At 57.1% G+C, this 26,799-nt stretch carries 22 protein-coding genes; 10 read left to right on the top strand and 12 right to left on the bottom strand.

Annotation, left to right across the window (positions count from 1 at the left end; all coding sequences use genetic code 11):
- Nucleotide 1: 1 nt before the first annotated feature.
- From CO676_RS25205 to CO676_RS25190, 4 genes are read left to right on the top strand one after another with little or no spacing between them, the layout of a single operon-like run.
- A complete protein-coding gene (locus tag CO676_RS25205; RefSeq protein WP_097523143.1) occupies nt 2-727 on the top strand; it encodes an ABC transporter ATP-binding protein in 726 nt (241 codons plus the stop codon).
- Nucleotides 711-1,436, top strand: coding sequence for an ABC transporter ATP-binding protein (locus CO676_RS25200; protein WP_097523084.1), 726 nt, complete (start codon nt 711-713; stop codon nt 1,434-1,436). Before CO676_RS25205 ends, CO676_RS25200 begins: the two co-directional genes overlap by 17 nt.
- A 1-nt stretch (nt 1,437) precedes the next feature.
- The gene (locus CO676_RS25195; protein WP_097523083.1) at nt 1,438-2,325 is read left to right on the top strand and encodes a branched-chain amino acid ABC transporter permease; all 888 of its coding nucleotides are present in this window, start codon (nt 1,438-1,440) and stop codon (nt 2,323-2,325) included.
- Between the two features lie 16 nt (nt 2,326-2,341).
- A complete protein-coding gene (locus CO676_RS25190; RefSeq protein WP_179875640.1) occupies nt 2,342-3,370 on the top strand; it encodes a branched-chain amino acid ABC transporter permease in 1,029 nt (342 codons plus the stop codon).
- An 18-nt stretch (nt 3,371-3,388) separates the two neighbouring features.
- Here the strand turns inward: CO676_RS25190 and CO676_RS25185 are convergent, their stop codons facing one another.
- The 9 genes from CO676_RS25185 to lysA form a co-directional block, all read right to left on the bottom strand.
- Nucleotides 3,389-4,147 (bottom strand): SDR family oxidoreductase, encoded by a 759-nt coding sequence (locus tag CO676_RS25185; protein WP_097523081.1) that lies wholly within the window; start codon nt 4,145-4,147, stop codon nt 3,389-3,391.
- Nucleotides 4,147-5,463 (bottom strand): FAD-binding oxidoreductase, encoded by a 1,317-nt coding sequence (locus CO676_RS25180; RefSeq protein WP_097523080.1) that lies wholly within the window; start codon nt 5,461-5,463, stop codon nt 4,147-4,149. The genes CO676_RS25185 and CO676_RS25180 overlap by 1 nt, the downstream gene beginning before the upstream one ends.
- A gap of 406 nt (nt 5,464-5,869) precedes the next feature.
- Entirely contained in the window at nt 5,870-6,940 is a 1,071-nt protein-coding gene (locus CO676_RS25175) for an ABC transporter ATP-binding protein (RefSeq protein ID WP_097523079.1), read from the bottom strand.
- A gap of 12 nt (nt 6,941-6,952) precedes the next feature.
- A complete protein-coding gene (locus tag CO676_RS25170) occupies nt 6,953-8,782 on the bottom strand; it encodes an ABC transporter permease subunit (protein ID WP_097523078.1) in 1,830 nt (609 codons plus the stop codon).
- Nucleotides 8,783-8,865: 83 nt separating this feature from the next.
- On the bottom strand, nt 8,866-9,966 hold the full coding sequence (locus CO676_RS25165) for an ABC transporter substrate-binding protein (protein ID WP_097523077.1): 1,101 nt from the start codon (nt 9,964-9,966) through the stop codon (nt 8,866-8,868).
- 82 nt (nt 9,967-10,048) lie between these two features.
- Nucleotides 10,049-11,068, bottom strand: coding sequence for a succinylglutamate desuccinylase/aspartoacylase family protein (locus tag CO676_RS25160; RefSeq protein ID WP_097523076.1), 1,020 nt, complete (start codon nt 11,066-11,068; stop codon nt 10,049-10,051).
- Nucleotides 11,069-11,103: 35 nt separating this feature from the next.
- Nucleotides 11,104-12,207, bottom strand: coding sequence for an ABC transporter substrate-binding protein (locus CO676_RS25155; RefSeq protein ID WP_097523075.1), 1,104 nt, complete (start codon nt 12,205-12,207; stop codon nt 11,104-11,106).
- A 41-nt stretch (nt 12,208-12,248) separates the two neighbouring features.
- Nucleotides 12,249-13,163 (bottom strand): diaminopimelate epimerase, encoded by a 915-nt coding sequence (dapF, locus tag CO676_RS25150; protein ID WP_097523074.1) that lies wholly within the window; start codon nt 13,161-13,163, stop codon nt 12,249-12,251.
- Between the two features lie 12 nt (nt 13,164-13,175).
- Complete coding sequence (lysA, locus tag CO676_RS25145) at nt 13,176-14,474, bottom strand: diaminopimelate decarboxylase (protein ID WP_245424446.1); 1,299 nt, start codon at nt 14,472-14,474, stop codon at nt 13,176-13,178.
- Between the two features lie 158 nt (nt 14,475-14,632).
- Here lysA and CO676_RS25140 point away from each other — a divergent pair, with 158 nt between their 5' ends.
- Nucleotides 14,633-15,544, top strand: coding sequence for a LysR family transcriptional regulator (locus CO676_RS25140; protein ID WP_097523072.1), 912 nt, complete (start codon nt 14,633-14,635; stop codon nt 15,542-15,544).
- 25 nt (nt 15,545-15,569) lie between these two features.
- On the opposite strand, the gene CO676_RS25135 is transcribed toward CO676_RS25140, so the two are convergent.
- Both CO676_RS25135 and CO676_RS25130 read right to left on the bottom strand, forming a co-directional pair.
- Nucleotides 15,570-17,036 (bottom strand): M81 family metallopeptidase, encoded by a 1,467-nt coding sequence (locus CO676_RS25135; protein WP_097523071.1) that lies wholly within the window; start codon nt 17,034-17,036, stop codon nt 15,570-15,572.
- Between the two features lie 197 nt (nt 17,037-17,233).
- Nucleotides 17,234-18,136, bottom strand: a complete 903-nt coding sequence (locus CO676_RS25130) for a LysR substrate-binding domain-containing protein (protein WP_179875647.1) — start codon at nt 18,134-18,136, stop codon at nt 17,234-17,236.
- 105 nt (nt 18,137-18,241) lie between these two features.
- On the opposite strand from CO676_RS25130, the gene CO676_RS25125 reads away from it, so the two are divergent.
- Genes CO676_RS25125 through CO676_RS25110 form a run of 4 tightly spaced genes read left to right on the top strand, consistent with a single transcriptional unit; the run spans nt 18,242 to nt 25,517 of the window.
- Nucleotides 18,242-19,633 carry a VOC family protein gene (locus tag CO676_RS25125; RefSeq protein WP_097523069.1) on the top strand — a complete coding sequence of 464 codons (1,392 nt, stop codon included), beginning with the start codon at nt 18,242-18,244 and terminating at the stop codon, nt 19,631-19,633.
- Nucleotides 19,634-19,668: 35 nt separating this feature from the next.
- The gene (locus CO676_RS25120) at nt 19,669-21,201 is read left to right on the top strand and encodes an aldehyde dehydrogenase family protein (RefSeq protein WP_097523068.1); all 1,533 of its coding nucleotides are present in this window, start codon (nt 19,669-19,671) and stop codon (nt 21,199-21,201) included.
- Nucleotides 21,202-21,213: 12 nt separating this feature from the next.
- Nucleotides 21,214-22,449, top strand: a complete 1,236-nt coding sequence (locus CO676_RS25115; protein WP_097523067.1) for a pyridoxal phosphate-dependent aminotransferase — start codon at nt 21,214-21,216, stop codon at nt 22,447-22,449.
- 11 nt (nt 22,450-22,460) lie between these two features.
- A complete protein-coding gene (locus tag CO676_RS25110; protein WP_097523066.1) occupies nt 22,461-25,517 on the top strand; it encodes an FAD-binding and (Fe-S)-binding domain-containing protein in 3,057 nt (1,018 codons plus the stop codon).
- Nucleotides 25,518-25,550: 33 nt separating this feature from the next.
- Here the strand turns inward: CO676_RS25110 and CO676_RS25105 are convergent, their stop codons facing one another.
- A complete protein-coding gene (locus tag CO676_RS25105; protein WP_097523065.1) occupies nt 25,551-25,982 on the bottom strand; it encodes an Lrp/AsnC family transcriptional regulator in 432 nt (143 codons plus the stop codon).
- A 138-nt stretch (nt 25,983-26,120) separates the two neighbouring features.
- Here CO676_RS25105 and CO676_RS25100 point away from each other — a divergent pair.
- Nucleotides 26,121-26,799 (top strand): saccharopine dehydrogenase NADP-binding domain-containing protein (locus CO676_RS25100; protein ID WP_179875639.1); only part of this gene is annotated, 679 nt, incomplete at its 3' end.

The raw sequence follows: 26,799 nt of genomic DNA, 5'->3' as shown, positions 1-26,799 counted from the left end.
GATGCTCTCCGCGAATGGAATTACTGTTGCATTTGGAGGGATAAAGGCGGTGTCAGACGTAAGCCTGTCCTTCGCTCGCGGAGAGACCCTCGGTTTGATTGGCGCGAATGGTGCGGGGAAGACAACGCTTGTAAACGTGATAAGTGGTTTCGTAACGCCGACCGCAGGCGAGATATTACTGAATGGAAGAGCCGTAACAGACCTCAAACCTCATCGGAAAGCACAACTTGGCATCGGCCGTACCTTTCAGGCGGTCCGCCTTTTCCCAGAGTTTACGGTCACAGAAAATGTGCTCGTCGCGTCCGTTGCTGCGGGCTCGACGAATGAAGTTGCATCGCGAGAAACACGTGAGCTGCTGCAGATCGTAGGCTTGGCGGGAAAGTCTCATCTTCTAGCGAATGCGCTGCCATACGGTGATGCCAGAAGACTCGCGCTGGCAAGAGCGGTGGCAGGTAAGCTTGGATATCTTCTTCTAGATGAACCGGTCGCCGGCTTGAATTCAGAAGAGTCCGCTGAATTGGCAAGCTGCATCAAGATCCTCCAGCAAAAATACGAGCTCGGTTTGCTTATAATAGAGCACGATATCACGTTTGTGCGCCAGACTGCACAGCGTCTTCACGTTCTTGACCAAGGCGTGACGATCGCAGAAGGCTCGCCCACGGATGTTTTGCAGAACCCGAAGGTGATCGCTGCCTATTTGGGAGGCGCACATGCGAAATATGCTTGAGCTCAAGGAAGTTTGTGTAGAGTACGGGGCGACACGTGCAGTACGTTCCGTAACTCTTAACGTCTCCTCCACTGCAACAGTTGCTGTCCTCGGCAGCAATGGCGCCGGCAAGTCTTCCCTGCTGAGTTCGATCGCGGGCCAGGTCTCCACCCGATCTGGAACATGCGCGCTGGACGGTGACATCATCACCGGCTGTGCCGCAGATGAAATAGCACGTAAAGGCGTGTCGCTCGTGCCGGAAGGCAGGAATATCTTCAAAACGTTGACGGTGGAAGAAAATCTTCGCGTCGGTGCTGCCTCCCGTAATGACAAGAGCGGAGTGCAAAGCGACTTGGCAGAAATGTACAAGCGCTTTCCCGTTCTTTTCAAGTACCGAGCGTATAAAGCGGACCTTCTCTCCGGGGGGGAGCAGCAACAGCTCGCAATCGGCCGCGCACTAATGGCTCGGCCAAGGGTATTGTTGCTGGACGAGCCCTCGCTTGGTCTTTCGCCGGTGATGATGGACCGCGTCTATCAAACCATATCCGACCTGAAGGAACTCGGGATGACGATCGTGCTGGTGGAGCAGTTTGCAGAGCGAGCTCTCGAGGTGGCTGATTGGGCGATAATCATGAAGCAGGGTTCGATCGTAGCGGAACATCCAGCAAGTGAGCTCAAGAGTAAACCCGAAATACTCGAGTCAGCCTATTTCAGCGGGGAAGCAAATTAAGATGTCCACACTCTTGCAATATGCGGTTGACGCAGTTGGACTAGGCAGCTTGTTCTCCCTCGTGGCATTGGGCGTGGCTCTCATCCTTGGCATTATGAGACTTATAAATTTCGGCCATGGCGAGCTGATAATGGCCTCTGCATTTGGGATCGTTTTCGGGAGCACATTTGGCTTTTGGGGCGCCGCCGCCGCTGCTTTGATTGTGCCCCTGGTTCTCGCTCTACTTATGGAGTTTCTTGCTTTCAGGCCAGTGAGGAACGCTGACGACTCGACGATGCTGATTACCTCATTAGCCCTCAGCTTCTTTTTGCAGAACGCGGCGATTGTTTTTCTAGGAGCCGAACCTCGTTCGGTTGACCTAAGCGGCGTTTTCGGCGGTTACTTTTCTGTCGGTGATTTGAGGGTCATGAAACTCGATGTTTTCACGATCGTGATTTCCAGCCTGCTACTTGGCATCACTGTGGCCCTTTTGCAGGGTACCAAGATCGGACTCAGCATGCGTGCGGCAGCCGAGGATGTCAGAACGGCTCGTCTCATGGGCATAAAGGCAAACCGGGTAGTGGCTGTAGCTTTCGCCTTGAGCGGTCTTCTGGCCGGCTTCGTCGCACTAGCTGTCGTCGCTCGTAGTGGGTCGGTGCACCCGCAGATGGGACTAAGTGTCGTAATTGTTGGATTTGTGGCCACAATCATTGGCGGCAGAGGCAGCCTATGGGGGAGTGTTTTGGCCGGCTTCCTGATCGGTCTTGTCATGTCGGTGCTGCAAACCGTTCTACCGAGCAGTATCAAGCCTTTCAGGGATGTGTTGGTTTATTTGCTCGTCATCGGCGTCCTTGTGTTTCGTCCCCAAGGCCTGTTTTCCAACAAAAAGTATGGCCCTCGAGAAGCCTGATCAGGGGGAGGATGTTATGAACCACAAGCTTTCGATTCCGTTTTTTGGTTTGTTGATGATCGCGGCCGCCTTCGCTGTCGGACAAACTATGGAAGATCTTCGCCTGCCTGTCACGATCGGGCTCATCTATCTTACGGTAGTTGTCGGCATGCATGCCTTTATTGGGATGACAGGTATCATGTCGTTCGGCCACGTTGGATTCATGGCGATAGGTGCTTATACATCGGCAATTCTTAGCATGAGCCCGAACCGCAAGATGATATTTCTCGCCAATCTTCCGGAGGTGCTAAAAGACATTACGCTGCCGAGTTACGCAGCCGCCCTGGTAGGGGGGTGTGCGGCTCTAGCCGTTGCCGCATTTACGGGACGAACTTTTATGAGGTTGTCCAAGTTGAACGTCAGCATTGCAACGCTTCTGGTATTGATGATCATTCAATCGGTACTGCGAAACTCGGATGGAGTGACGGGAGCCTCAGGCCTGCTTCCGGGCGTCGTTCGTTCAGTTACGCTTGGAACCAGTGCGGTCACAGCGGTTCTGGCGATCCTGGCGGTATGGGCATTTCAAACCTCGAGGGTTGGCTTTAAGATCAGAAGCGCACGGCAGGACCCTTTGGCGGCTGCCGCAGTCGGATTGGACGTTGAGAAAGGTCAGCGGATCGCATACTATTTTTCCGCCTTCATTGTCGGCATTGGAGGCGCGCAATATGCCCATTTCGTAGGTTCTCTCAGCCCAAATTTCTTCTACTTCTCCACCACGGGTATCTTGCTTGGCATGTTGGTCATCGGTGGAATAGGCACGCTATCTGGAGCAATCGTCGGGACATTTCTGGTTACTGCCATTCTAGAGCTTCTGCGTCGCATCGAACCAGGTCTGGATCTTGGTCTCGTTCACCTCCCATCGGTCGCCGGCTTGCGAGAGTTTGGTCTATCCTTCCTCTTCCTGCTCATCCTTATTCGGTGGCCCCGCGGGCTGATGAATGGAAGCGAGGTCAACATCAAGCCGATAGGTGTCCTTGAAAAAAAGGCTGAACCTAAACATGCGTAAGCACCGCGCTAGGAAGCGCTAGGGCAAAAGCAAGCCGCCATCAACATGGATTGTTTGCCCTGTGATATGTTTGGCGGGCGGCGATAGCAGATATGCTATGAGATCGGCAATGTCGTCCGGCTCTCCAAGTCTTCTGTTAGGGGTAATTTCCCGTGCGCGCTCCATTGCTCCTGCTGAGGTCGCGTTGTGGGCTGTTGCATCCTTCCTGACGAACCCTGGAGCGACGCAGTTTACGGTGATGCCCTCCGGTGCGATCTGAGAAGCAACAGACTTGGCTAGAGCCTCTAGTGCTGCCTTAGCCGCGCTGGTTCCGGGAAAATACAGCCCGTTCGTGCCGAACGCGTGAGCAACGAATGAACTCACAGCAACAACGCGCGCCTGATTTGATCGGCGTAACAAAGGCAAGGCAGCCTTAATCAAACGGAAAAACGCGATCGGCATAATGGAAAAGGCTCGCTGCAGATCTTCCTCCGAAAGGCATTCAAAGCTTGATTGTTGTGCCTTGCCGGCATTGGATACGATTTGATCGAGTTTTCCGAACCTCTCCTTCGCCGCGTGAACGAGCATGTCGGCGGTAGACGGCACCGCGAGGTCCCCGATCTCCGCGGCCACTTCCGCGCCTTTAGATCTCACTTCATTTGCGATGCCATGGAGCGCTTCCATATTGCTTCCTGTGTGTAGCAATAGCTGGACGCCTGGAGCGGCCAATCGACGCGCCGTTGCGGCTCCAATTCCGCTCGCTGCCCCGGTGATGAGAATGGTGGGCATGTATATCATCAATTCGCCTTTCTCCATCGACGGAGACAGTAGAACCGCTCTCGCTTAAAACGAGCTGCGCTGAAGGAGACCACATCAAGGTCTGAACGTCTGCCGACGAGGAGATCCGAAACAGCCTTCGCGGTACGAGGTCCGGCAGCCAGGCCAATATGTCCATGACCAAAGGCATAGACTATGTCCCTGGAGGTCGAGCTAAATCCGATCACAGGCAAACCATCTGGGGTGGAGGGCCTATGCCCCATCCATCGTTTAATTTTTAGGTCCTTGCGGGCTAGGCCGACCGTCGGATAGGTTTCAATTAACTGCCTTAGAAGGAGGTCCGCTCTTCTCCAGTTCGGCCCGGCTTCTAGGCTCGCAAGCTCAACCTGCCCAGCAGCCCGCAGGTTGCCCGAAACAACGCAGTTCGCCATTCGTCCATCACTTGGCATGATTGGAATTTTTGGCGTTGACCCTGGCACTTCGATTTCCACATGGTAGCCTCGCTCGCTCTCGAGTGGAACCGTATCGCCAGCGGTTGAAGCCAGGGGGGGTGAATATACTCCCGCCGCGACGACTGCCTTGTCACAGAGCAAATCGCCCTTGTCTGTCCTCACCGACTTCAACGCACTTTCGGAAAAATTGAAACCAATCGCTCGAGCTTTGACCAAGTTCGCTCCAAACGCGACGGCTGAAGCCGCTAAGGACGAGACGTAGCCGCCAGGGTCGGTGCAGTTGCCGCCATCTTCGACGAGAGCTGCAAACAGGTACCGGCTGTCGAGCGCGGGCTCAAGGCTACGCAAGTCTTCGCCCTCCAGTTCGCGCCACTTAACGCCATTCTCCCGGCGAAGGCGCCACGCCAGAGTGTCCGATTCAAAAGCGTGCCTGGAAGGATACGCATAGAGCAAACCGTCCTTGCGGATAAAGTGCTCGCACCCGCATCTTTTCGCTAGCGCCTGATGGTGAAGCACGCAGTCCTTCAGCAGCAAGTTCAGCGACCTTGCGGTCTGCTCGACCTTGCGAACCGTACTCCCTGTCAAAATAAATCTGAAGAGCCAAGGGAAGAGACGAGGCAGATAGCTCCATCTTATCGTGAAAGGACTTTCAGACGATAACAAGTAAGCCGGAACCCTCTTCCAGAGACCCGGCGTCGACATCGGCACGATTGATGCGGGACTGATGAAGGCACCATTGCCAAAGCTCGCCGCCTGAACACCGCCAGGCACACCGGGTTCGACCAAAGTTACGCGCCACCCATCTTCCAGAAGAGCGTGAGCAGTGCAGGCACCGATGATGCCGCAACCAATGACGATGACGTGTTGGCCCAAATCGCTTTTCAAAAGCCTCCATAAACTAAATTGGAGAGCTCCTGTATCAGCTCCAGTGGACTACCGCGCCGGTAAGTGCCACCCACGCGGCTACCCTCGGCACGAGGAGTTGCGGCAAGCGCAGACTGTGGCGCAATGTCCTTTGGGGCAATGACGCGCGCGACAGGTTGGCACTTTATGCAGTTGCCGTCGACCGAGGCAAACGGAGAGCAACCCCAAACAAACTCTTGGTTTGGATCGCGTCGCGGAACAGACGCAGATTCGGAGTTCACATCGGCCGCCTCGTAACGACTGGCTTTCTCGCCATCCTGGCTGGAAGCTCTTTTAGACGACTGTCGCTCTCGGTATGAGAGTGGGTGGTCGCTTTACTCTAGAGTCCGTCGGTACCACGTCCTTTCGAACATCGCCACAAACCATATTAGTGGAGCACAGTGCAGTCCTCTGCCTTCCAAGAGACCGTGACTGCGGCGCCATTCGAGAACTGAGCTTGGCCTCTGTTCTGGCGCTTTACAGTGATTATTTCTGTCCCACAGCGAACCAGATACCTCGTCATCTCGCCAAGAAACAGCACATTTTCCACGACGCCCTCGAATGAATTCGGAGCATCGGCCAGGACCGGTCCCATACCGATCTCAACATGTTCCGGGCGAACAAAAAGCCATCCCTCCTTGCCGCTCGATTGTCCGGACAACCGTGCTGCTCCGAAGAACTTTCCAGCCATAAGCAATCTCCCGATCCCATTTTCAGAACGTTCAACGCTGCATGGAATAATGTTCGATTCGCCAATGAACGATGCGACGAAACGGTCCTTCGGCCTGCCATACAAGGTTCTGCTGTCGGCCACTTGAACAAGCCGTCCTTCGTTGATGACGGCGATCCGATCAGACATTGTAAGTGCCTCGTCTTGGTCGTGCGTAACGAAGACCACCGTCATGTTCAGCTCTTTTTGGATGCGCATGATTTCAATCTTCATGTGCTCTCGGAGATTTCGATCGAGAGCCCCCAGCGGCTCGTCCATAAGGAGAATGCTGGGATTGAACACAATTGCACGTGCCAAGGCGATGCGTTGCTGCTGCCCACCGGATAGTTGGTTTGGGTAGCGACTGCTGTACTGATCCATCTTTACCAGATGCAGCGCTCTCGCCACCTTCTCCTCTGTTTCCTTGCGAGGTGCCTTCCGGACCGTCAAGGGAAACGCCACGTTTTCCGCCACCGTCATGTGTGGGAAGAGCGCGTAGTTCTGGAAGACCATGCCGATTCCGCGCTCATAGGCGGGAAGATCGACGATCGACCGGGTGTCCAGGAAGATGTCGCCTGATGTTGGCGTTTCGAACCCGGCGATCATCTTGAGGGCGGTGGTTTTGCCAGAGCCCGATGGTCCCAGGAACGTAACGAACTCCCCGGGTTGGATGTGGAGATCGAAGTCTTTTACCACATGCAGAGGGCCATAGAACTTCTGAATGTTTCTCATTTCAAGGCTGGTGGACATATCTGTCTCCGATCATTCGGCCGCACTGGCCGCAGTGCGCTTTTCGTGACGTACGCGGATCAGTTGGACTGTGATTATCGATGCCGTAACAAGCACGACGATGAGAGTGGATGCTGCGCTGAGAAGCGGATCGATCTGATACTTGATGTCGGCCCAGAATTTGATCGGCAGCGTCGGAGTCTGACGCCCCAGAAGGAAGAGGCCGACAAGAAGTTCGTCAAACGATGTGAGGAACGCCAGCAGGCCCGCGGTGACAAGTGCCGGCTTCAAGATTGGAAGCGTGATGAGGCGAAGCACCTGGAGCGGCCGAGCGCCATGGACTGCCGCAGCCGGTTCAAGGGAGGCGTCGAAATTCCTCAACGCGGCGGCCATGACCACGATGACGTAGGGCACGGACAGCAACACGTGTCCGATCACCAGTCCGGCGAAGGTCCCGAGGATCTTCAGACGCGCCTCGAACACATAGAGAGATGTCGCGATGATGACGACCGGGACCATAAGTGGAGACAGAGAGACCAGGAAGAGCATCTTCTTGAACAGGAATTTCGTGCGCACGAGCCAGAAAGCGCCCATGGTTCCAATGATCGTAGCGACGAAGGCCGCGGCGATCCCGAGTTGAATCGAGAAGAAGAATGACTGGTGCCAGTCTGCAGCATTCGCCAGCTTCTGCCACCATTGCAGCGAGAAGCCTGGCGGAGGAAACACCACGAATGGCGAAGAACTGAAGGAGAGAATTACCACGACGACCAAAGGCGCCGTGAGGAACACTAGGATCGCGACCGTGTAAGCCCAAAGCCAGCCTCCAGTTTTCGTGAGCAAAGGTCGTGTGACCGCATGGGTCCCGCCCTCAACAACATCCACGAGCGGGCCAAGCATCCGCTTTACGCGGTTAAGCAGGCGCGCCGCGGCACGAGGCTCGCTATCGGACGAACTCGTCGCCGAAGACCAGATCATTTCGAGAGGAATGAACAAGCTCGCGACGAAGAGGATTACGATCGTGACGAAAAGCAGCACCATGGACGAAGCATATCCGAGTTCGAAGTTCAGAAGCGTCGTCATCTGGTCTACGATGAGTTGTGAAATCATCGTGTCACTTGGTCCACCGAGCAGAGCTGGCGTGATGTAGAATCCGATAGCGGTGATGAAAATCAGGATACCTGCCGAGAATACGCCCGGCAACGTCATCGGCAGATACACGCGAAGGAAGGCTTGGACGGGCTTTGCGCCAAGGATCTGTGCTGCGTGCGCATAATTGTGGTCGATACGGGCCATCGCCGAATACATCGTGAAGATTGCCATCGGCACGAAGACGTGCGTCATCCCGACCACGACCGCGAAGGTGGTGTTCAGAAGCTGAAGAGGCGCGCTGATTACGCCAAACCAAATCAGAGCATTATTGATGATCCCTTCACGCCCCAAAATGATCATCCAGGCATACGTCCGGATCAAAAAGGCGGTAAAGAGAGGGATCAGAATGAAGACGCTCAGAATGGACAAAGAGAGCGATCGAACCTTCGTCAGAAGATAGGCTACCGGGTAGCCCAGCACAATCGAAACCAGGGTAACAATCAGACCCACGCGAAGTGTATGAATGAGTATATTCAAGTTCGCGGCGCTGGAGAACACGCGACTGTAGTGCGCGAAGTTCAGCTTTGTACCTTCGAAACTTCCCCAGAAGATGTAGGACAATGGAATGACAAGGAATCCGATCAGCAAGACGAGAAGTGGAGTAGCTGAGATAACGCTACCCATCTTCAATTTTCCGCCTGATCGTTTCATCGGTTGTCTTTCGGCCAGTCCGTCCGACGCCGAAGCGACGGGATTTAAAGTTGCCACGTCCATGATGGCTCGCTCCTTCGCTGCTCGTCAACGACGAGCAGCGTGTATCGAATTTTTCGTTATGAGATGGCGCGTCGCACGCCGCCTCACTGCGATAGGAGGGCCACGCAACGCTCGAGTGCGACATCCCAGTTCGTGCGTCCATCGGCGTTCTTGGCGTTCCACCATTTGTAGTCCTGGTAGACCTGCTTCTTTGCGATGGCGGGAGATCCCGGAAGAATATCAAGCAGTTCCTTCGGTACGAGGCTGAAAGCGTTTTCGTTGACCGGGCCGTAGGAGATGGCTTCGGCAAAAGCAGCCTGTGGTTTCGGGCGAGAAATGTAGGCCAGAAATTTCTCGGCATTCTCCTTATTGGGGGAACCCTTCAATACGACCCAGAAGTCGTACTGAAGTAAGGATTGATCCCAGGAAAATGCCAAAGGCGCACCTTCTTTCTTGGCGCCGAAGATCCGGCCATTGTAGGCATCGGCCATATCAACTTCGCCACTGATCAGACTCTGAGGAGCATCTGCACCAGCGACCCACCAGCGACCGACATGGGGTTTCAGTTCCGCCACTTTGGCGAATGCTCGGTCCATGTCGATGGGATAGACCTTGTCCGCTGGAACGCCGTCGCCCATGAGTGCACCTTCAAGCAAACCGCCGTCGACGAGCTTTTCGCATTTGGGCAGGCTTCGCGCGCCGGGGAATTTTTTGACGTCGTAGAAGTCAACCCAGCTTTTTGGTTCCTGGCCTTCCGGAAACTTCATGGTGTTGTAGGCGACCCCCACAGAATAGAGTAGTGCGCCAACACCGTTTTCGTTCTTCATCTGCTCCGGCATTTCCGCGAGGGTTTCCTTTGCGAACAGACTGTAGTCAATCTTTTCGACGGCGCCCTTTTCAACGAAGCCTGCGAGTGCGCCGCCGGGAACGGATGTAAGGTCGGCTTCAGGCTGACCAAGCTTGACGGACGCCAGCAGTTTAGCGTGGTCTTCAGGTACTAGGACCACTTTGATCCCGGTATCACGTGTGAAAGGATCGAAGAAAGCCTTCTTCTGCGCCGCTTCCCAAGTGCCGCCGCCAGACGTAATGACGACCTCACCGGAGCCTTTCAGATTTGAAGGGACTTCGTCAGCCTGGGCAGGCATGGACAAAGTGCCAAGCAATACTGCCGCGGTGATTGAGTGAGTAATCGTTGTGGTTTTCATCTTTATTCCCCTTTTTGTTGAAGTCACTCTGGTTTCTGTTCGAACGTCGGACTCGAGCCACAGCCTGAATGTTGTCTGAAATTCAGGGTGTTAGGATGTCTCCCGGGCTTCTGTGAACTGCTCGTTCTTCTACAGCGATCGCCAGCACTGGTGATCCCTTTGGAATGGACGGATGCGTGATCCGCCACAGTAAGAATCCTGTTTCCTGGGCGGCAATCTCCGCAACGGTTTCGCCAAACAGATCTCGGATGGTCCCGAGCCGTTGGCCCTTAAGAATCCGATCGCCAGGCTCCACCTCGGAGTGGAACTCTCCATCTGTGGGGCACGCCACCCAGATATAGTCGTCGCAAGGAACCCGTGCCCGACCAAACTCGGTAAAGGTTGTGTCGAGTATTCCAAGTGTCCGTGCGACATTAAGGATGCCATCGACGTGGAATTGTACCGATGCCTCGTCAACTATTCCGTTCGCGCCGGCCTCCGACATAATGGCGAGCCTGCTCCTTGTGGCGAACGCCGTCGGCGGGCGGCCTGGCTTGGACATGTGTGCAGCGGGAAGACCGACGACAAGCTCGGCGTCGAAGCACATCGCCATCCGTCTTGCGCGTTCGTCCAGGGCCGGGTCGTCCGCGCGTTGGAAGATGGTGAACTTGGAAACATTTTCTCGAAGATCACCACCGTGCATGTCGACGTAGCAGTCCGCACCCAAGCACCACTCGTTCATTATCGCGTCACAGAGGATCTCGGAAAACGAGCCGTTGGGGTCGCCTGGGAACGAGAAATTGATGTTTTTCTCATCGAGGGGACAGACATATTCGCTGTATTTGTACAGTGCGGGCTGGTTCACAAGCGGGATAATCGAAACCGACCCCCGAATCCTTTGGGGATCGAACAGCTTCTGAAGACGAACAGCAGCCTCGATAGCAGCGACCTCATTCACATGAACCCCTGCCGAGATACAAAGCCTCGGCCCATCACGATCGCCACGGATCTCGCACAGAGGCCATGTGTATCCTGAAAGACTAGGGGCGGCGAAGGAGAAGTAACCTCGGAAAATGCCAGGCTCTCCATAAGCAACGCTGTTCGATGATGCGGTTATCTTCATTGTCGCAGCACTCGCGGTTCCCGACGCTTCGCCTTTTATTGTGATAGCATCTCTACACAACGGCTCATCGCGTCGTCGTAGTTTGTCCGGCCATCGGGACGCTTCTCAGCCCACCATTTGTAGTTCTCGAAGATTTGCTTGTCGGCGATTTCCGGCGCACCGGGGAGATCCGCAGCGATTTCCTTCGGAAGAAGACCGAACGCTTCTTTGTTGACAGGCCCGTATTGCATAGCCAGTGCGAACTGCGACTGAGGGACAGGCCGCGAGATATAGGCCAAGAACTTGCTTGCATTTTCTTTGTTTGGCGAGCCTTTCATCATAACCCAGTAATCATACTGAAGAAGCGACTGGTTCCAGGTGAAAGCGATGGGTGCACCTTCCTGCTTGGCGGTGGCAATCCGGCCGTTGAAGGAAACCGCCATATCTGCGTCTCCGGAGATGAGGCTTTGCGGAGCTTCTGCTCCGCCGGACCACCAGCGCCCCACATTGGGCATGAATTGCTTGATTTTCGCGAAGCCACGATCGACGTCGAGAGGATAGAGCTGCGCTGGTATCACGCCGTCTCCGAGCAGAGCACCTGCCAGGAGGCCGCCCGCAAGAATGCGTTCACACTTCGGCAGCGCTCGCTTGCCCGGGAAGTCCTTTACATTGTAGAAATCGACCCAGGTGTCAGGATACTTCCCATCGGCAGTGAATTTGTTGGTGTTGAACGCGATGACGGCGGAATAGAGCAGGGCTCCGACGCCGTTTTTGTCCACGAGTTGCTCGGGCATCGCCGCCAGCGTTTCTTTCGCGAAGAAGCTGTAGTCCATCGCCTCGACGACGTCCTTCGACACCCAGCCGGGGAATTCGCCGCCGGACACGGACGTCAGATCCGCGTCGGGCTGACCGACTTTCACCGATGCAAGCAGCTTTCCGGGATTGGAGGGAACGACCACGATCCTGATCCCTGTATCCTTGGTGAACGGGTCGAAGAACGCCTTTCTGAGCGCTGCCTCGTAACTTCCACCGTCGACTGCGACAATGACTTCCCCGGATCCCTTCAGGTTCTCCGGGATGTCTTCAGCATGGGCTGTGGAGATATTGGTCAAGGCCATTGCTGCAATGCCAAGCATCAGGCTGATTATTCTGATCGTCATCTTATTCCCCTTTTTCTTGTTTGAACAAACGGACCAGTGGCCTATGCCGTGGCCAGCGCGGACGGATCGGGATTGTTCCCTTCAATGAAACCGTGGCAGCAGAAAGCGACAGGGCCGGTCATGATCACCATGTCGTTTTCAACAAGCTCGATCTGAAGTTGGCCCGCGGGAAGGTGCACCGTGACCCTGGAAGAACTTACGAGGCCGCGCATCTTCGCGGCGTAGGCGGCGACGCAGGCGCCGGTCCCGCACGCTTTAGTCAGAATGCCGGGACGCTCCCAAACCGCCAGACGAATGGTTTGCGAATCCACGATCTGCGCCACGCCAACGTTGACGCTTTCCGGGAAAAGCGGATCGTTCTGTACCGCTGGGGCGTAGGCCGGAATGTCGTCGATGACGAATTCGTTGACAAAAAATACAGCATGCGGATTGCCGATGTTCAGTGCGACGCCATCGGACAAGGTCCCGCTTGTCAAAGGCAGATGGCGCGTATCGATCTCGCGGCTAACCGGAACTTGCCGCCAGTCCAGGCTGATCGGCCCCAGTTTGACGCTGATCTGCCGATGACCGGCTTTGCGGCATTCCAGTACCCCGGACTCGGTCTCGATCAGGACCTCTTCAGTGCCCGTTTCCTCGAGCAACAGGTAGGCCATGCAGCGTGTGGCATTTCCACACGCCCCGACTTCCTTGCCATCGATGTTGAAGATCCGCATCAGGGCGTAGGCGCCGGCCTTCCGACCCTCATCGGAAGGTCGTTCGATTGTGAGCAGTTGTTCGCCACCAGCGCCAATGTTCGTGCTGCAGATTCTTACGATGTCGTCGACGTCAAAAGACTTCGTGTCTTCACGTCTGTCGATAATTACAAAGTAGTTCTGCAAACCATGCATCTTCACGAAGGGCCAAAGCGTGGGAGCATCAGCGGAAGGTGCTTGCGTAAGAAATTTAATATGGTTCATGTCGCGATCGCCTTATAGTGCAGTCTTCGCTTCAGGGCAGGAGCGCAGCGCCTGCCAAGGCGTCGCCGCCTCGAGGGCGAGAAGATCCCCGATGGTTTGCCGACGCCGAATTATCCGAAAATGGTCGCCATCGATCAGGACTTCGGCAATCAGATCTCGGGAATTATAGGTCGAAGCCATCGACGCGCCGTAGGCTCCGGCACACCCGAAGGCGACCCGATCTCCCGAGCGAAGTTGAGGCAGAGCGTCGTAGGTCCCGAAAACGTCTGAAGTTTCGCAAACCGGACCGACCAATTGGTACGCGGAGGAGTCATCTTTGTTGACATTGCGCACCGGAAGCACCGGATGGACAGCGCCGTATAACGAGGGTCGCATGAGATCGTTCATGGCGGCGTCGACGATTGCTGTTGCCATATTGCCGGTGTTCTTCACATACAGCACTTCGCTTACGAGTATTCCGGCCGGCCCAACAAGCCAGCGTCCAGGCTCGACGGTGAGTTCGCAGTTGAGGTCAGCAAACGTCTCCTCGATGATCTTGGCATATTCAGTAAGGTCGGGGCCCGCACCGAAGTGGTACGAGATTCCCAGTCCACCCCCTAGGTCGAGCCGGCGTACCTGGTGACCGTGGGATCGTAGCTTCGTTGTCAGCGACGCAAGCCGCTCATATGCTGCACGATACGGGGCAAGGTCCAGGAGCTGTGATCCTATGTGCACGGCGAGACCTGCCACATCGAGTTCGGGCGAAGCCACGGCCTTCGCATAAAGTCCGGGGATCTCATCCATCGCGATACCGAATTTGTCACCCTTCTTCCCAGTGCTTATTTTCGCATGGGTTCTCGCGTCGACATCTGGATTGACCCGGAAGACGATCGGCGCTCGGCGACCGAGAGAACGAGCAGTATCGCTGATCGCATCGAGCTCGGCTGGCGATTCTACATTGATCTGATGGATGCCGACCTCCAGAGCACGAGAGATCTCCGCTCGGGTCTTGCCGACACCGGAAAACACGATCTTTGATGGCTCTACTCCAGCGGCCAGCGCCCTCTCCAACTCCCCACCTGAAACGATGTCCATACCGGACCCCAATTCTGAGAGCAGTCGCAGTACAGAAATATTGCTGTTCGCTTTGACGGCGAAGCAGATCGAAGTTCGAGATGAGGCGAGTTTCTGCCTCAGCAAGTTGTAGGCGTTGCGGATCGAGGAAGCGCTGTAACAATAAAAGGGAGTTGGGACCGCGTCTGCGATCTTAGAGACCGACAGGGCTTCGACGAAGAGCTCGCCGTTCTCATAGGAAAAGCCGCCGAGGTTCAAGGCCGTCGCCCGCCCTGCGCGGTTATGTGTGGTTGGGAGTGTCATCTGGGTCCCGCAAAAATAGCCATTGCCTTCGCTGATCTTTGCAGATGACAAAACTGCGACGAAATACTAAGTGGGGCGACTCTAATTCAATTTCGATATAAGGGGAGGGTGCCATGCGGCTAAGCCAGCGGCAGATCGAGATTTTTAATGCTGTGATGATCTACAAGAGTATGACTGCGGCTGCGGATACCTTGGGGACTTCCCAGCCGACGGTGAGCAGGGAGTTGCGAGAGCTTGAAAACTACATCGGGTTCGAACTCTTCAATCGATTTGGAAAACGCCTTTCGCCGACAAACCAGGCGCTACTACTCCATTCTGCCGTAAGCCGCTCTTTTGTAGGCATGCAGGAAATCAGTCGGGTGGCGCTGGCGATCAAGCAGCACAACGCAGCGCAATTGAGAATTGCAAGCCTCCCAGCATATGCCGAGGCTTTCCTCCCTTTGGTGGCGGAGCGGTTCCTCAAAACCCGGTCGCGGGTTCATCTCTCGATACATTCACTTGAGGAAGTCGTGCTGCGACACGATCTTACGACGCAAATGTTTGACATAGGTCTGACCGAAGGAAGTTTCGAAACCGACGAGGCAAGCGCGGAAACAATCAACCTTGGGGAGGTCGTATGCGTTCTCCCTAGCAAACATCCTCTGACGTCAAGAAGTGTACTGGAGCCCAAAGATTTTCAGGGAGCTGACTTCGTGTATTTTACCCAAGAGGATCCGTACCGCAGGAAGATCGACCAGATCTTTGAAGCCGAAGGTGTTTCACGACGGTACTGCGTAGAGACGACGACGGCTACAGGTGTTTGCTCGATGGTTGCCTCTGGGGTGGGGGTGTCCATCGTGAATCCCTTGACCGCTTCACATTATGCGGGAAAAGGCGTTGCATTGCGTCGGTTTAGCGTGCGAGTGCCCTATCATCTGAACTTATGGAGGCCGGCGAAGGGGCTGAGGTCTGCCCACGCCGACCTGTTCGTTAACGTGATGCGTAACGTTGCGAACGAAGTCGTCGAGAAATTGAAAGACCTCTGAGGAAAGGTGCCTTCAAACAGCGTGTTTAATACGTCGTCTCCTTGTCCAAAGGCCAAATCGGGCGGGGTACGCGCTCGTGAGCGAAGCGGGAAAGGTCCTGAGTCATCAGGCCGGGACTGTCCGCCAGGAAATCACTCTTGAGGACGCCTTGAAAGCCTGCGCGCCAATGATTGGTCGACTTGAGGCCGAGTATCGAAAGCCTGCGCACGTCGATGCCGTGGAGCACGAATATTTCCGGATCGAACGGCTGGTATCGCTTCGAGACAACGATAACGTCCACCCCGTCGATCTGCAACCTTGCTGTTCGGCCGACATTCTCGACCGTTCCTTCGCCCGCCGGGGATCTGCGGACGAACTGTCCGTCGGTAAGCAGTTTCACATATGCGTCCGCCGATACGGGGTCGCCATGGAGATCGTCCGATTTCCCTCCCAGAAGGATTTCGATTTCTGATCCCGGCCCAGCCCGGTGGGCCTGTTCGACCACTTCCGGATCGCAGATGACGCCAAAGCATGAATCTACGGGCTTTGCCTGCAAGATCGCCCGCAGCACGTATGTGCCGTCGCCGGGGCAACCGCCGCCGGTGTTATCCGCTCCGTCGAGCACCGCGACTGGCTTCACCGTCTCTTGAAGGGCGCGTTCGACAGCCTCCTGGGGCGTGAAAGCCTTTGCTGGAATGTCCATGCGTGCGTCCCAGATCGCCCGGGTCACGGTCTGCGCCGCTTCTCGTGCCTTGGCAGCGCTGCCGTTGGCGATCCCGAGAACGGAAGCTCCGCCGAACGGGGTGTCGGCATATGGGAAGCCATGAAAGAACGTGCATGCGATGATATCGCTGTCTTCTTCCATCGAACGACAGATCCGATTGATCTCCGCCGTCATGCCATTCATCGTCGTAACAGGGGGCAGGAGAAGGGGTAGTCGTTCGAGGTGCAGCTTGGGCACGACGCTGCCGTCGATGAGTTGTGGAACGAGCGCCACCGCGTCCCGACCGCGCTCGAACATATCCGTGTGCGGGGCATTTTGCGTTCCGAATGCAACATCGACCAGATCGAAAAGTTCTGGAGAAAGATTCCCATGAAGGTCGAGCGTAATCACGATCCTGACATTCGGTCCTACGAGCTCCCGGATACGTCGGCAAATATCGACTTCGATATTTTCCCTGCCGCGCGCTATGCCTGCGCCATGGAGAGACAAGCCGACGGCGTCCACCGGTAATGCCATCTTGAGCCGATCCAGGAGTTCGACCACAATTTCATCGTAAGCCGCCGCGGAAATTACGCCTGCCGGTTCGGCTTTCGCATGAAGCGTGGGGATCACGGTCGCTTTATGGGTGGCGGCAGCATCCAGCATTCCGCCAAGGTAAGTGCGCACTCCTGCGTGCTCGGAGAGAAGTTCGTCTCCACGCACAATGCAAAAATCCGAGAGATCCGCATCCTTCATGCGATATGTGTTCGTTTCATGCTCGATGCCGCCGACAGCCACCCTAAAAGTCATGTCCTCTTCCTTGCTTCTTAATGGGGCGGCACCGCAGCGGCCAAAGTTCCCCGATCAGTGTCTTTTCCCGATCATTCTCCCGCTGCCGGGGGGTGTCAAATATTGGGTATGTAGCGATTTATTCACTGTCGATATGATTGGTCCGGCAAGTTCGATTGCTTTAGTCGCGCCCGGGCAGTGGGCTCGCGTCGCGCTTCTTAGGTGGAGCTTTTCACCTCTCGAAGCAGCCATTCCTGAAAGTCGCCCGCAACTGTCTGGGTACTCTTGTTTTCAGGACGAACTATGTAATAAGCGTTATCCGTCGACATTGGCTGATTAAGGAACGGTCTCAGCGTCCCCAATCCCAGCTCCTCCTCGATCAAATACGTTGGCAAAAGGGCAACACCAAGCCCCGCAACCGCAGCCGACGTTAGCATCGAGAACTGGTCGAATCTAAGTCCCTGATATGCATGGGGAACTAGCTTGCCATGGTGGGTAGACCAGTCAGACCAAAGCTTCGGCCGAGTAGTCAGGTGTAGCAGCGGCACGTTTTCAAACAGATCGCCGCCGGTATCCCTCCCGCGGTTTAATAGGGACGGACTTGCAACGGGCAGAACCGTCTCGTGGCATAAAAACACAGCAGTCGCGCCAGCCCAAGTCGGCTGTCCGAAATGAATGGCGAGATCGAAGCTTTCTTCGGCAAAGCTGAAAGAGCTCGAACGTGACTCAACGGATATCGCAACGTCCGGATGATCGGCGATGAATCTCCCGAGCTTCGGAACCAGCCACTTGGCCCCGAATGTCGGCAACGTGGCGATCCGCAGAGACGAACTCATGGTCCCGGCCGCTACGGCTCCGATCATCAAGCGCTCCGACTGCGCCAACAATTGTCTGACTTCAGGCAGCAGCTTCTGCCCCGCATCGGAAAGAACGACCCGACGCTTCACGCGTTCGAATAGTCTCAGCCCTGTTTGCTGCTCCAGATCAGCGATCTGCCTGCTGATAGCTCCCTGAGTTAGATTGAGCTCTTCGGCAGCTCTGGAAAAATTTTCGTAGCGCGCGGCGCATTCAAACGCCTGCAAATTAACGATGTCAGGAATCAAAGCGCGGCGCATATCTATTCCAAACCCTCATCAATTTAACAGAAATCCTCACAACACAATTCGAAAAAACCGGGTTATGGTGAATGTAGTGAATGATATGCACGAACGACAGGAATTTCCACAATGACCGAGAAAGTTTCCGCAAGCGACATCCGCGCTTCGTTTTCGAGTGCCATGTCCGCAATGTATCGCGATGAAGTTCCGGCCTACGGCACGCTCATGGAACTGGTGGCTCGCGTGAACGAAGAAGCGCTGGCCAGCGATCCCGAGCTGAAATCCCGCCTCGAAGCGACAGACAACCTGTCGCGCCTTTCGGAGGAGCGGCACGGAGCCATTCGGCTCGGTACCGCAGCGGAGCTTGCAATGATGCGCCGCGTCTTCGCTGTGATGGGGATGTACCCGGTCGGCTATTACGACCTGTCGACCGCAGCCGTCCCGGTACACTCGACGGCTTTCCGCCCAGTTGGCGAGGAGGCGTTGAAGCGCAATCCCTTCCGCGTGTTCACGTCGCTGCTTCGCCTCGACCTGATCGCGGACGAGATCCTGCGGCAAGAGGCACAGGCCATTCTTGCCGAGCGCCAGATCTTCACGCCTGGCGCCGTTGCCATGACGGAAAAGGCGGAGAGGGAAGGGGGACTCAGCGAGGAAGACGCGACCCGCTTCGTGTCGGAAGTGTTGGAGACGTTCCGCTGGCACGACAAGGCCAATGTCGAACTGTCAATGTATCATCGCCTGCATGACGCCCATCGGCTGATCGCCGATGTCGTTTCGTTCAAGGGGCCGCACATCAACCACCTGACGCCCCGCACCCTGGACATCGACAAGGTGCAGACCCTGATGCCGGAATATGGCATTGCGCCTAAGGCCGTGGTCGAAGGTCCGCCCACCCGCAAATGCCCGATCCTGCTGCGCCAGACCTCGTTCAAAGCTTTGGAAGAAGCGGTCTCCTTTCAGGACGGCAAGGGAGGCTGGCACGCTGGCACCCATACGGCGCGCTTCGGCGAGATCGAGCAGCGCGGTGTCGCTTTGACCCCGAAAGGCCGCGCCCTGTACGATAAGCTGCTCGACCACACGCGCAAGATCGTGCGTCCGGCCGCCGATGGCTCCAATGCCGCTGCCTATGAGACCGCGCTTGCCGAGACGTTCAAGGCTTTCCCGGATGATTGGGCGTCGATCCGTTGCCAAGGGCTCGGCTACTTCACCTATGCGCTGACGGGAAAGGCGGAGCGTGCGGCGCCGGCGTCGTTCGATCTCGATACGCTGATCGCCGAAGGCATCATCTGCTTCGATCCGATTGTCTATGAAGACTTTCTGCCTGTCAGTGCCGCCGGCATCTTCCAGTCCAATCTGGGTGACGGCGCGCAGCAGGAATTCGAGGCGAGCCCGAACCAGAAGCGGTTCGAGACCGATCTCGGCGCCCAGGTCCTGAACGAGTTCGATCACTACGCGAGCATCGAAAAGGCATCGCTCGAAGCCTGCCTTAACGGGCTGCAAAAGCGTCCCGCCGCCGAGTGACCGACTGGCCCCATCCTTTTCTGGAGTTTCCACAAATGAACATTGTTGCTGCAAACCTTTCCCTCAAAGCGGAAGCCGCCGCGATTCTTGACCGCCTCGGCGTGGACAAATCCGCTTATACGAGCGGGGATCTTAGCTCTTTCTCGCCGGTCACCGGTGAGCAGACCGGCAGCCTGACGACGGTTTCCGCCGCGGAAGCCGTCGCCGTTATCGATCGCGCCGATGTGGCTTTCAAAGAGTGGCGGCTCGTGCCCGCCCCCAAGCGCGGTGAGCTGGTGCGGCTGTTCGGTGAAGAACTGCGCGCCGCCAAGGCCGATCTTGGCCGTCTCGTTTCCATCGAGGCCGGCAAGATCCCGTCCGAAGGCCTGGGCGAAGTGCAGGAGATGATCGACATCTGCGATTTCGCGGTCGGCCTGTCGCGACAGTTATACGGTCTGACCATCGCCACCGAGCGCCCAGGTCACCGGATGATGGAAACCTGGCATCCACTCGGCGTCATCGGCATCATCTCCGCCTTCAATTTTCCCGTTGCCGTCTGGGCCTGGAATACCGTCCTTGCCCTGGTTTGCGGCAACAGCGTCGTCTGGAAACCGTCCGAAAAGACGCCGCTGACCGCGCTCGCCGCGCAGTCTATCCTCGAGCGCGCGTTGAACCGCTTCGGCGATGCGCCAGCGGACCTTGCTCAAGTCCTCATCGGCGATCGCACGGTCGGCGAAGTCCTTGTCGATCACCCGAAAGTGCCGCTGGTTTCGGCAACGGGCTCCACGCGGATGGGCCGAGAAGTCGGCCCGCGCCTTGCCAAGCGTTTTGCCCGGGCAATCCTGGAGCTGGGCGGCAACAATGGCGGCATCGTCTGCCCCTCCGCCGATCTCGACATGGCATTGCGCGCGATTGCCTTCGGCGCAATGGGCACGGCCGGTCAGCGGTGCACCACGCTTCGCCGCCTCTTCGTCCATGACAGCGTCTATGACCAACTCGTACCGCGCCTGAAGAAGGCCTATGCGAGCGTTTCGGTTGGCAATCCGCTGGACGGAAGCGCGCTCGTTGGCCCGCTGATCGACAAGCTTGCTTTTGACGGCATGCAGAAGGCTCTTGCGGAAGCCAAGGCGCATGGCGGTCAGGTCCATGGCGGCGAGCGGGTCGATGCTGGTAGTGAGAATGCCTATTATGTGAAGCCTGCCCTCGTGGAAATGCCATCGCATGACGGTCCGGTTCTCGAAGAGACCTTCGCGCCGATCCTCTACGTGATGAAATACAGCGATTTCGACGCAGCTCTCGCCGATCACAACGCGGTCGGCGCCGGTCTGTCGTCCTCGATCTTCACGCTGGACATGCGCGAAGCCGAGCGGTTCCTGGCGGCCGACGGTTCGGATTGCGGCATCGCCAACGTCAATATCGGCACGTCGGGCGCCGAGATCGGCGGGGCCTTTGGCGGCGAAAAGGAAACCGGTGGCGGCCGTGAATCCGGCTCCGATGCGTGGAAGTCCTATATGCGCCGCGCCACCAACACGATCAACTATTCGAAGGCTCTGCCGCTCGCGCAGGGCGTCTCTTTCGACATCGAATAAGGCGGGGTCCACATGACGATCACAGTGAAAGTTGAGGAGGCGGGCTTCCGGCCCGCTTCGCGGATCGCCTCCGTTGGCGTGTCGAAAATCCTGCAAATTGGCTCTAAAGCCGCTGCTATGAAACGCGAAGGCTTGCCCGTCATCATTCTCGGCGCGGGAGAACCGGATTTCGACACGCCCGATCATGTCAAGCAGGCCGCGAAAGCGGCGATCGATGCCGGAGAAACGAAATATACCGCGCTCGATGGTTCGCCTGCCTTGAAGAAGGCGATCGTCGCCAAGTTCAAGCGTGAGAACGGCGTGGATTACGCGGTCGATGAAATCACAGTCGGTACGGGCGCCAAGCAGATCCTGTTCAACGCCTTCATGGCGACGATCGACCCCGGCGACGAGGTGATCATCCCCACGCCCTACTGGACTTCCTATTCTGATATCGTCGAGGTCTGCGGCGGGACATCTGTTCTGGTGCCGTGCGATGCTGAGGCGGGCTTCCGACTTCAGGCCGAACAACTGGAAAGCGCGATCACCCCGAACACCCGCTGGGTGTTGCTGAACTCGCCGTCTAACCCCTCCGGCGCTGCCTATAGTTCCGCCGACTACCGGCCGCTGATCGATGTTATTCTGCGCCATCCGCATGTCTGGCTGATGGTGGACGACATGTATGAGCATATCGTCTATGACGACTTTGAGTTCGTGACGCCGGTGGCACTGGAGCCGCGCCTGAAGGAGCGGGCGCTGACGATCAACGGTGTTTCTAAGGCCTATGCCATGACCGGCTGGCGCATCGGATATGCCGGCGGCCCGAAGGCGCTGATCAAGGCCATGGCCGTGATCCAGAGCCAGGCCACCTCCTGTCCGTGCTCGGTCAGTCAGGCAGCAAGCGTTGTCGCGCTCAATGGTTCGCAAGAATTCCTGAAGGACCGCCAGGCAAGCTTCAAGCGTCGTCGCGATCTGGTGGTCAGCCGGCTCAACGCCATCCCCGGTTTGCAGTGCCGCACGCCCGAAGGGGCCTTCTATACCTTTTCGGGCTGCGCGGGGGTGCTGAACAAGGTCACGCCCAAGGGTAAGACGCTGCTGATAGATACAGATTTCACAGATTACCTGCTCGAAGAGGCCCATGTGGCTGTCGTGCCCGGGTCCGCCTTCGGTCTTTCTCCGTTCTTTCGCATTTCCTATGCCACTTCCGAAGCGGAACTGGTGGAGGCGCTGGACCGCATCGAACGGGCCTGCGCGGCGCTGAAGTCATAGACTGAGCCGCCGTGATACCGCGTCTTGTTCGCCCCACATCCGTCGATCCGTTGCATGCGAGCTTCCTTGAACGGCTCCTCGAAGCAGGCTTCAAGGGGGAAATAGAGACGCGGGCTTCGTCGCGCACCGTCTATGCCACGGACAATTCCATCTACCAGGTAGAGCCGGCCGCCATCCTGTTTCCACGGGATGCGGACGATCTGAAACTGACGGCTTGTATCCTTGACGAGGAAGCCTTTCGTCATCTGACCGTTGCGCCACGGGGAGGTGGGACCGGAACCAACGGTCAATCGCTGACGGATGGCATCGTTATCGACTGTTCGCGGCACATGAACCGCATTCTCGAGATCGATCCGGTGCGGCGTACGGCGCGCGTTGAGGCGGGTGTCGTGAAGGATCAGTTGAATCGCGCGCTGAAGGCCTATGGCCTGTTCTTCGCGCCGGAGCTTTCCACCTCCAACCGCGCGACGATCGGCGGCATGATTTCGACCGATGCCTGCGGGCAGGGCTCCTGCCTCTACGGCAAAACGTCGAACCATGTTCTGGGCTTGCGGGTGGTGCTGACGGATGGCTCGGACTTCTGGTCACGCCCCCTCGAAAACGCGGAGCTTGCTGAGTTATGCGCGCGTGACGACCGCATCGGTGAAGTGCATCGGGTCGTGGAACGCATCACGCGGGAAAAGCAGGAGCGGATCGCCGACGTCTTCCCAAAGCTCAACCGGTACATGACCGGCTATGATCTGGCACATGTGCGGCGGCAGGACGGGCTCTTCGATCTCAATGCCGTTTTGTGCGGATCCGAGGGAACGCTGGCCCTCATTGCGGAGGCCGAACTCAATCTCCTGCCGCTTCCCGCCGAAGTGGCGCTCATCAACATTCACTACAGCGATTTCAATGCGGCGCTGGAAGATGCCCGCAATCTCGTGACACTTGGCGTCGCTTCGGTCGAAACAGTCGACGAAAAGGTGCTCGGTCTCGCAAGGGACGATATCGTCTGGAGCGCCATCAGCCGCTTTTTCCCGGCAGATGACGATCGGGAAGCAAACGGCATCAATATCGTGGAAGTGGTGGCGGACGATGCGCGCGTGCTCGAGAACAAGATTGCCGAGGTCACTGCTATGCTCGAGGCAGGGCCTGGCGCAAACCGCCTGGGGTTTTCCGTAGCGCGCGGCCATGCCGATGCCGAGGCGATCTGGACCATGCGCAAGCGCGCCGTTGGCCTCTTGGGCAATGTGGAGGGTGCCGTGCGCCCGGTGCCGTTCGTAGAGGATACCGCAGTGCCGCCGGAGCATCTGGCCGCTTATATTCGCGAGTTTCGTGACCTTCTCGACGGCACAGGCGTGTCCTACGGCATGTTCGGCCATGTCGATGCCGGCGTGCTGCACGTCCGTCCGGCGCTTGACCCGATTCGACCGGACCACACGGCCCTGGTGCGCCGGATCAGCGACGACGTGGTCGCGCTGACGCGCAAATATGGTGGCGTCTTGTGGGGCGAACACGGCAAGGGCGTCCGCTCCGAATATGTGCCAGCGTTCTTCGGCGATCTTTATCCATGCCTGCAGGAGATCAAGCGGGTCTTCGATCCAGAAAACCGGCTCAATCCCGGCAAGATCGCCAGCGGAAATGATCGCCCGTTGCTGAAGATCGACGAGGTGCCACTGCGCGGCGATTTCGACAGGGTTCTAGGCAGCGACATCCGCGCCGCTTTCGACAACGCCGCCTATTGTAATGGCAATGGCGCCTGTTTCGATTTCGACGAAACTAGCCCCATGTGCCCTTCCTACAAGGCGACAGGGGATCGGCGGATGTCGCCCAAGGGCCGCGCAGCGTTGATGCGAGAATGGCTGCGGCTGCTGGCCGAGAAGGGTATCGATCCGCGAAGAGAAGTGGACCGCTCGCGCGACGCCACCGGTCTATGGCAACTGCCACGCCGCTTCTTCAATTCGGTGGCCCCGGTAAACGCTGACGATTTCTCGCACGAGGTCAAAGCGGCGATGGATACTTGCCTCGCCTGCAAGGCCTGCGCCGGCCAGTGTCCGGTCAAGGTGAGCGTTCCGTCCTTCCGGTCCAAGTTCCTTGAGATCTATCATGGCCGCTACCTGCGGCCTCTGAAGGATCCGCTTGTCGCCTCCATCGAGACGATGCTGCCGCTCATGGTGCGTGTCCGGCCGCTCTATAACCTTTTCGCGGGTACAGCACCTGGCAAGGCCCTGATGCGGATGACCGGACTGACTGCACTGCCGCGTCTGCCGGCGGTTTCATTGCAGAAGGAGGCCAGGCGGCTCGGGGTGGCCATTGCGTGCGCCGAGGATCTAACACGGCTCACACCTGAGAAACTGTCCCGGACGGTTGTTTTCGTACCGGATGTCTTTACCGCCCATTTCGATCCGGACGTCGCACTTGCCGCGATCAGACTTGCGCGCAAGCTGGGCTATGAGCCGATGCTCGCCGCGCCGCACATCAACGGCAAGGCGCTGCATGTGCATGGCTTTCTGGCTCGTTTTGAGAAGGCGGCGAGGGACACCTCCGCCTATCTGCAAGGGCTTGCCGATCTCAGCGTGGCGCTGGTTGGTCTCGACCCATCAATGACCCTTGCCTTCCGCAGCGAATACAGAGCGCTGCCCGGCGCTCCCCTGAAGGCGGATGTCGCTCTGCCACAGGAATGGCTGGCAAATGCTCTGGCGGAGAAACCCGCGCTTATAGCGGATGAAAGCGCTAGTTACACGCTGATGCTTCACTGCACGGAAAGAACGAATGCGCCGGCCGCCGTAGGGCAATGGAAAGCGGTTTTCCGGCAACTGGGTATCAACCTGGCAATTGCGGAGACAGGTTGTTGCGGGATGGCGGGCACGTTTGGGCATGAGACGCGCAACAGAAAACTGTCGGAACAGCTTTACGCTTTGAGCTGGAAGCCCCAACTCGCGGGGCGACAAGAAGACGATGTTCTCATGGTCACCGGATATTCCTGCCGGTCGCAGGTCAAGATGCTTGACGCCGTTAGCCTGGAACACCCCTTGCAAGTCATCGAACGCCTCGTTGATGGCAACAGATCGTCGTTCGATTCCTGATTGGTGTCACGGTACTGGTTGCGGCATATACGGTCAGCGACTTAACCGGGTGGACATGATAATCGAGGAAAGCGTTCGCTCAACACCGTCGACCATGCCGATCTTATCGACGAGTTGATCGAGCTCCGAAATCGAGGGCGCTTCGAGGATAGCAATCAGATCGAATGTGCCGCTCACGGAATGCAAAGCCTTTACACCTTGAATTGCCTGCAGCGAAGCGCAGACTTGCGCCAGGACTTTCGGTGCGAGCGTAATCATGACATGGGCTTTCGCAAGACCCGATTGATACGCGTCGGATAGCCTGACGTTATATCCGGCAATAACCCCTTCGCGCTCCAGGCGATCGAGCCGTGCCTGAACTGTCGTCCTCGACAAACCGAGCTTTTTGGCAAGGTTCGCCACCGGCGCGCGTGCATTCTCGCCGAGCAAGTCCAGCAGTTCCCGATCCTTCTCCGTGACGTTCATTGGAGCCCCTGCATTAAGACAACAAAATACGACGAATTGCTTAAAACAAAACGACATAAAGTGCAATGTGCCCCTATGAAGCGGCAGCGCCTTGCCTGAAATTGTCAATATTCAAATCTCACAGCGAAGGGGACTTCAATGAAAGACGTAGTGGTGATTGGCGCAGGCAAGATCGGCGGCGCCATCGCGTTGATGCTGGCCGAAACTGGCGATTACAATGTAGTCGTAACCGATCGTGATCAGGCACAGATCAACAAGCTCGACAAGCATCCCGCGATCTCGGGAAAGGTTGTCGATATCACTGACGACGCGGCTCTCGTAGATCTGCTTCGCGGGAAGTTCGCCGTCCTGTCCGCCGCGCCGTTCAACCTGACCGGCAAGGTCGCCGAGGCAGCTCTCAAGGCCTCAGTGCACTACCTCGACCTTACAGAAGATGTGGCAACTACGAAGAAGGTCGAGGAACTTTCCAAGGGCGCAGACGTCGCCTTCATCCCCCAGTGCGGCCTTGCGCCGGGCTTCATCTCGATTGTCGCTAATGATCTTGCAAAGCGCTTCGACACTCTGGACAGCGTGCGCATGCGCGTCGGCGCCTTGCCGCAATATCCCTCGAACGCTCTGAACTACAATCTGACCTGGAGCACGGATGGACTGATCAACGAATATATCGAACCGTGTGAAGCCATCGTCGAGGGCAAGTTTGTCACGGTTCCGGCAATGGAAGAGCGCGAAGAGTTTTCGCTCGACGGCGTCACCTATGAGGCATTCAACACGTCCGGTGGTCTCGGTACGCTTGCCAAGACGCTGGAGGGCCGCGTTC

The sequence above is a fragment of the Sinorhizobium sp. BJ1 genome, from assembly GCF_002531555.1.
Lineage (GTDB): Bacteria > Pseudomonadota > Alphaproteobacteria > Rhizobiales > Rhizobiaceae > Sinorhizobium > Sinorhizobium fredii_B.
Note: the sequence above shows the minus strand (reverse complement) of the source record. Positions and strands in the feature narration are given on the sequence as shown.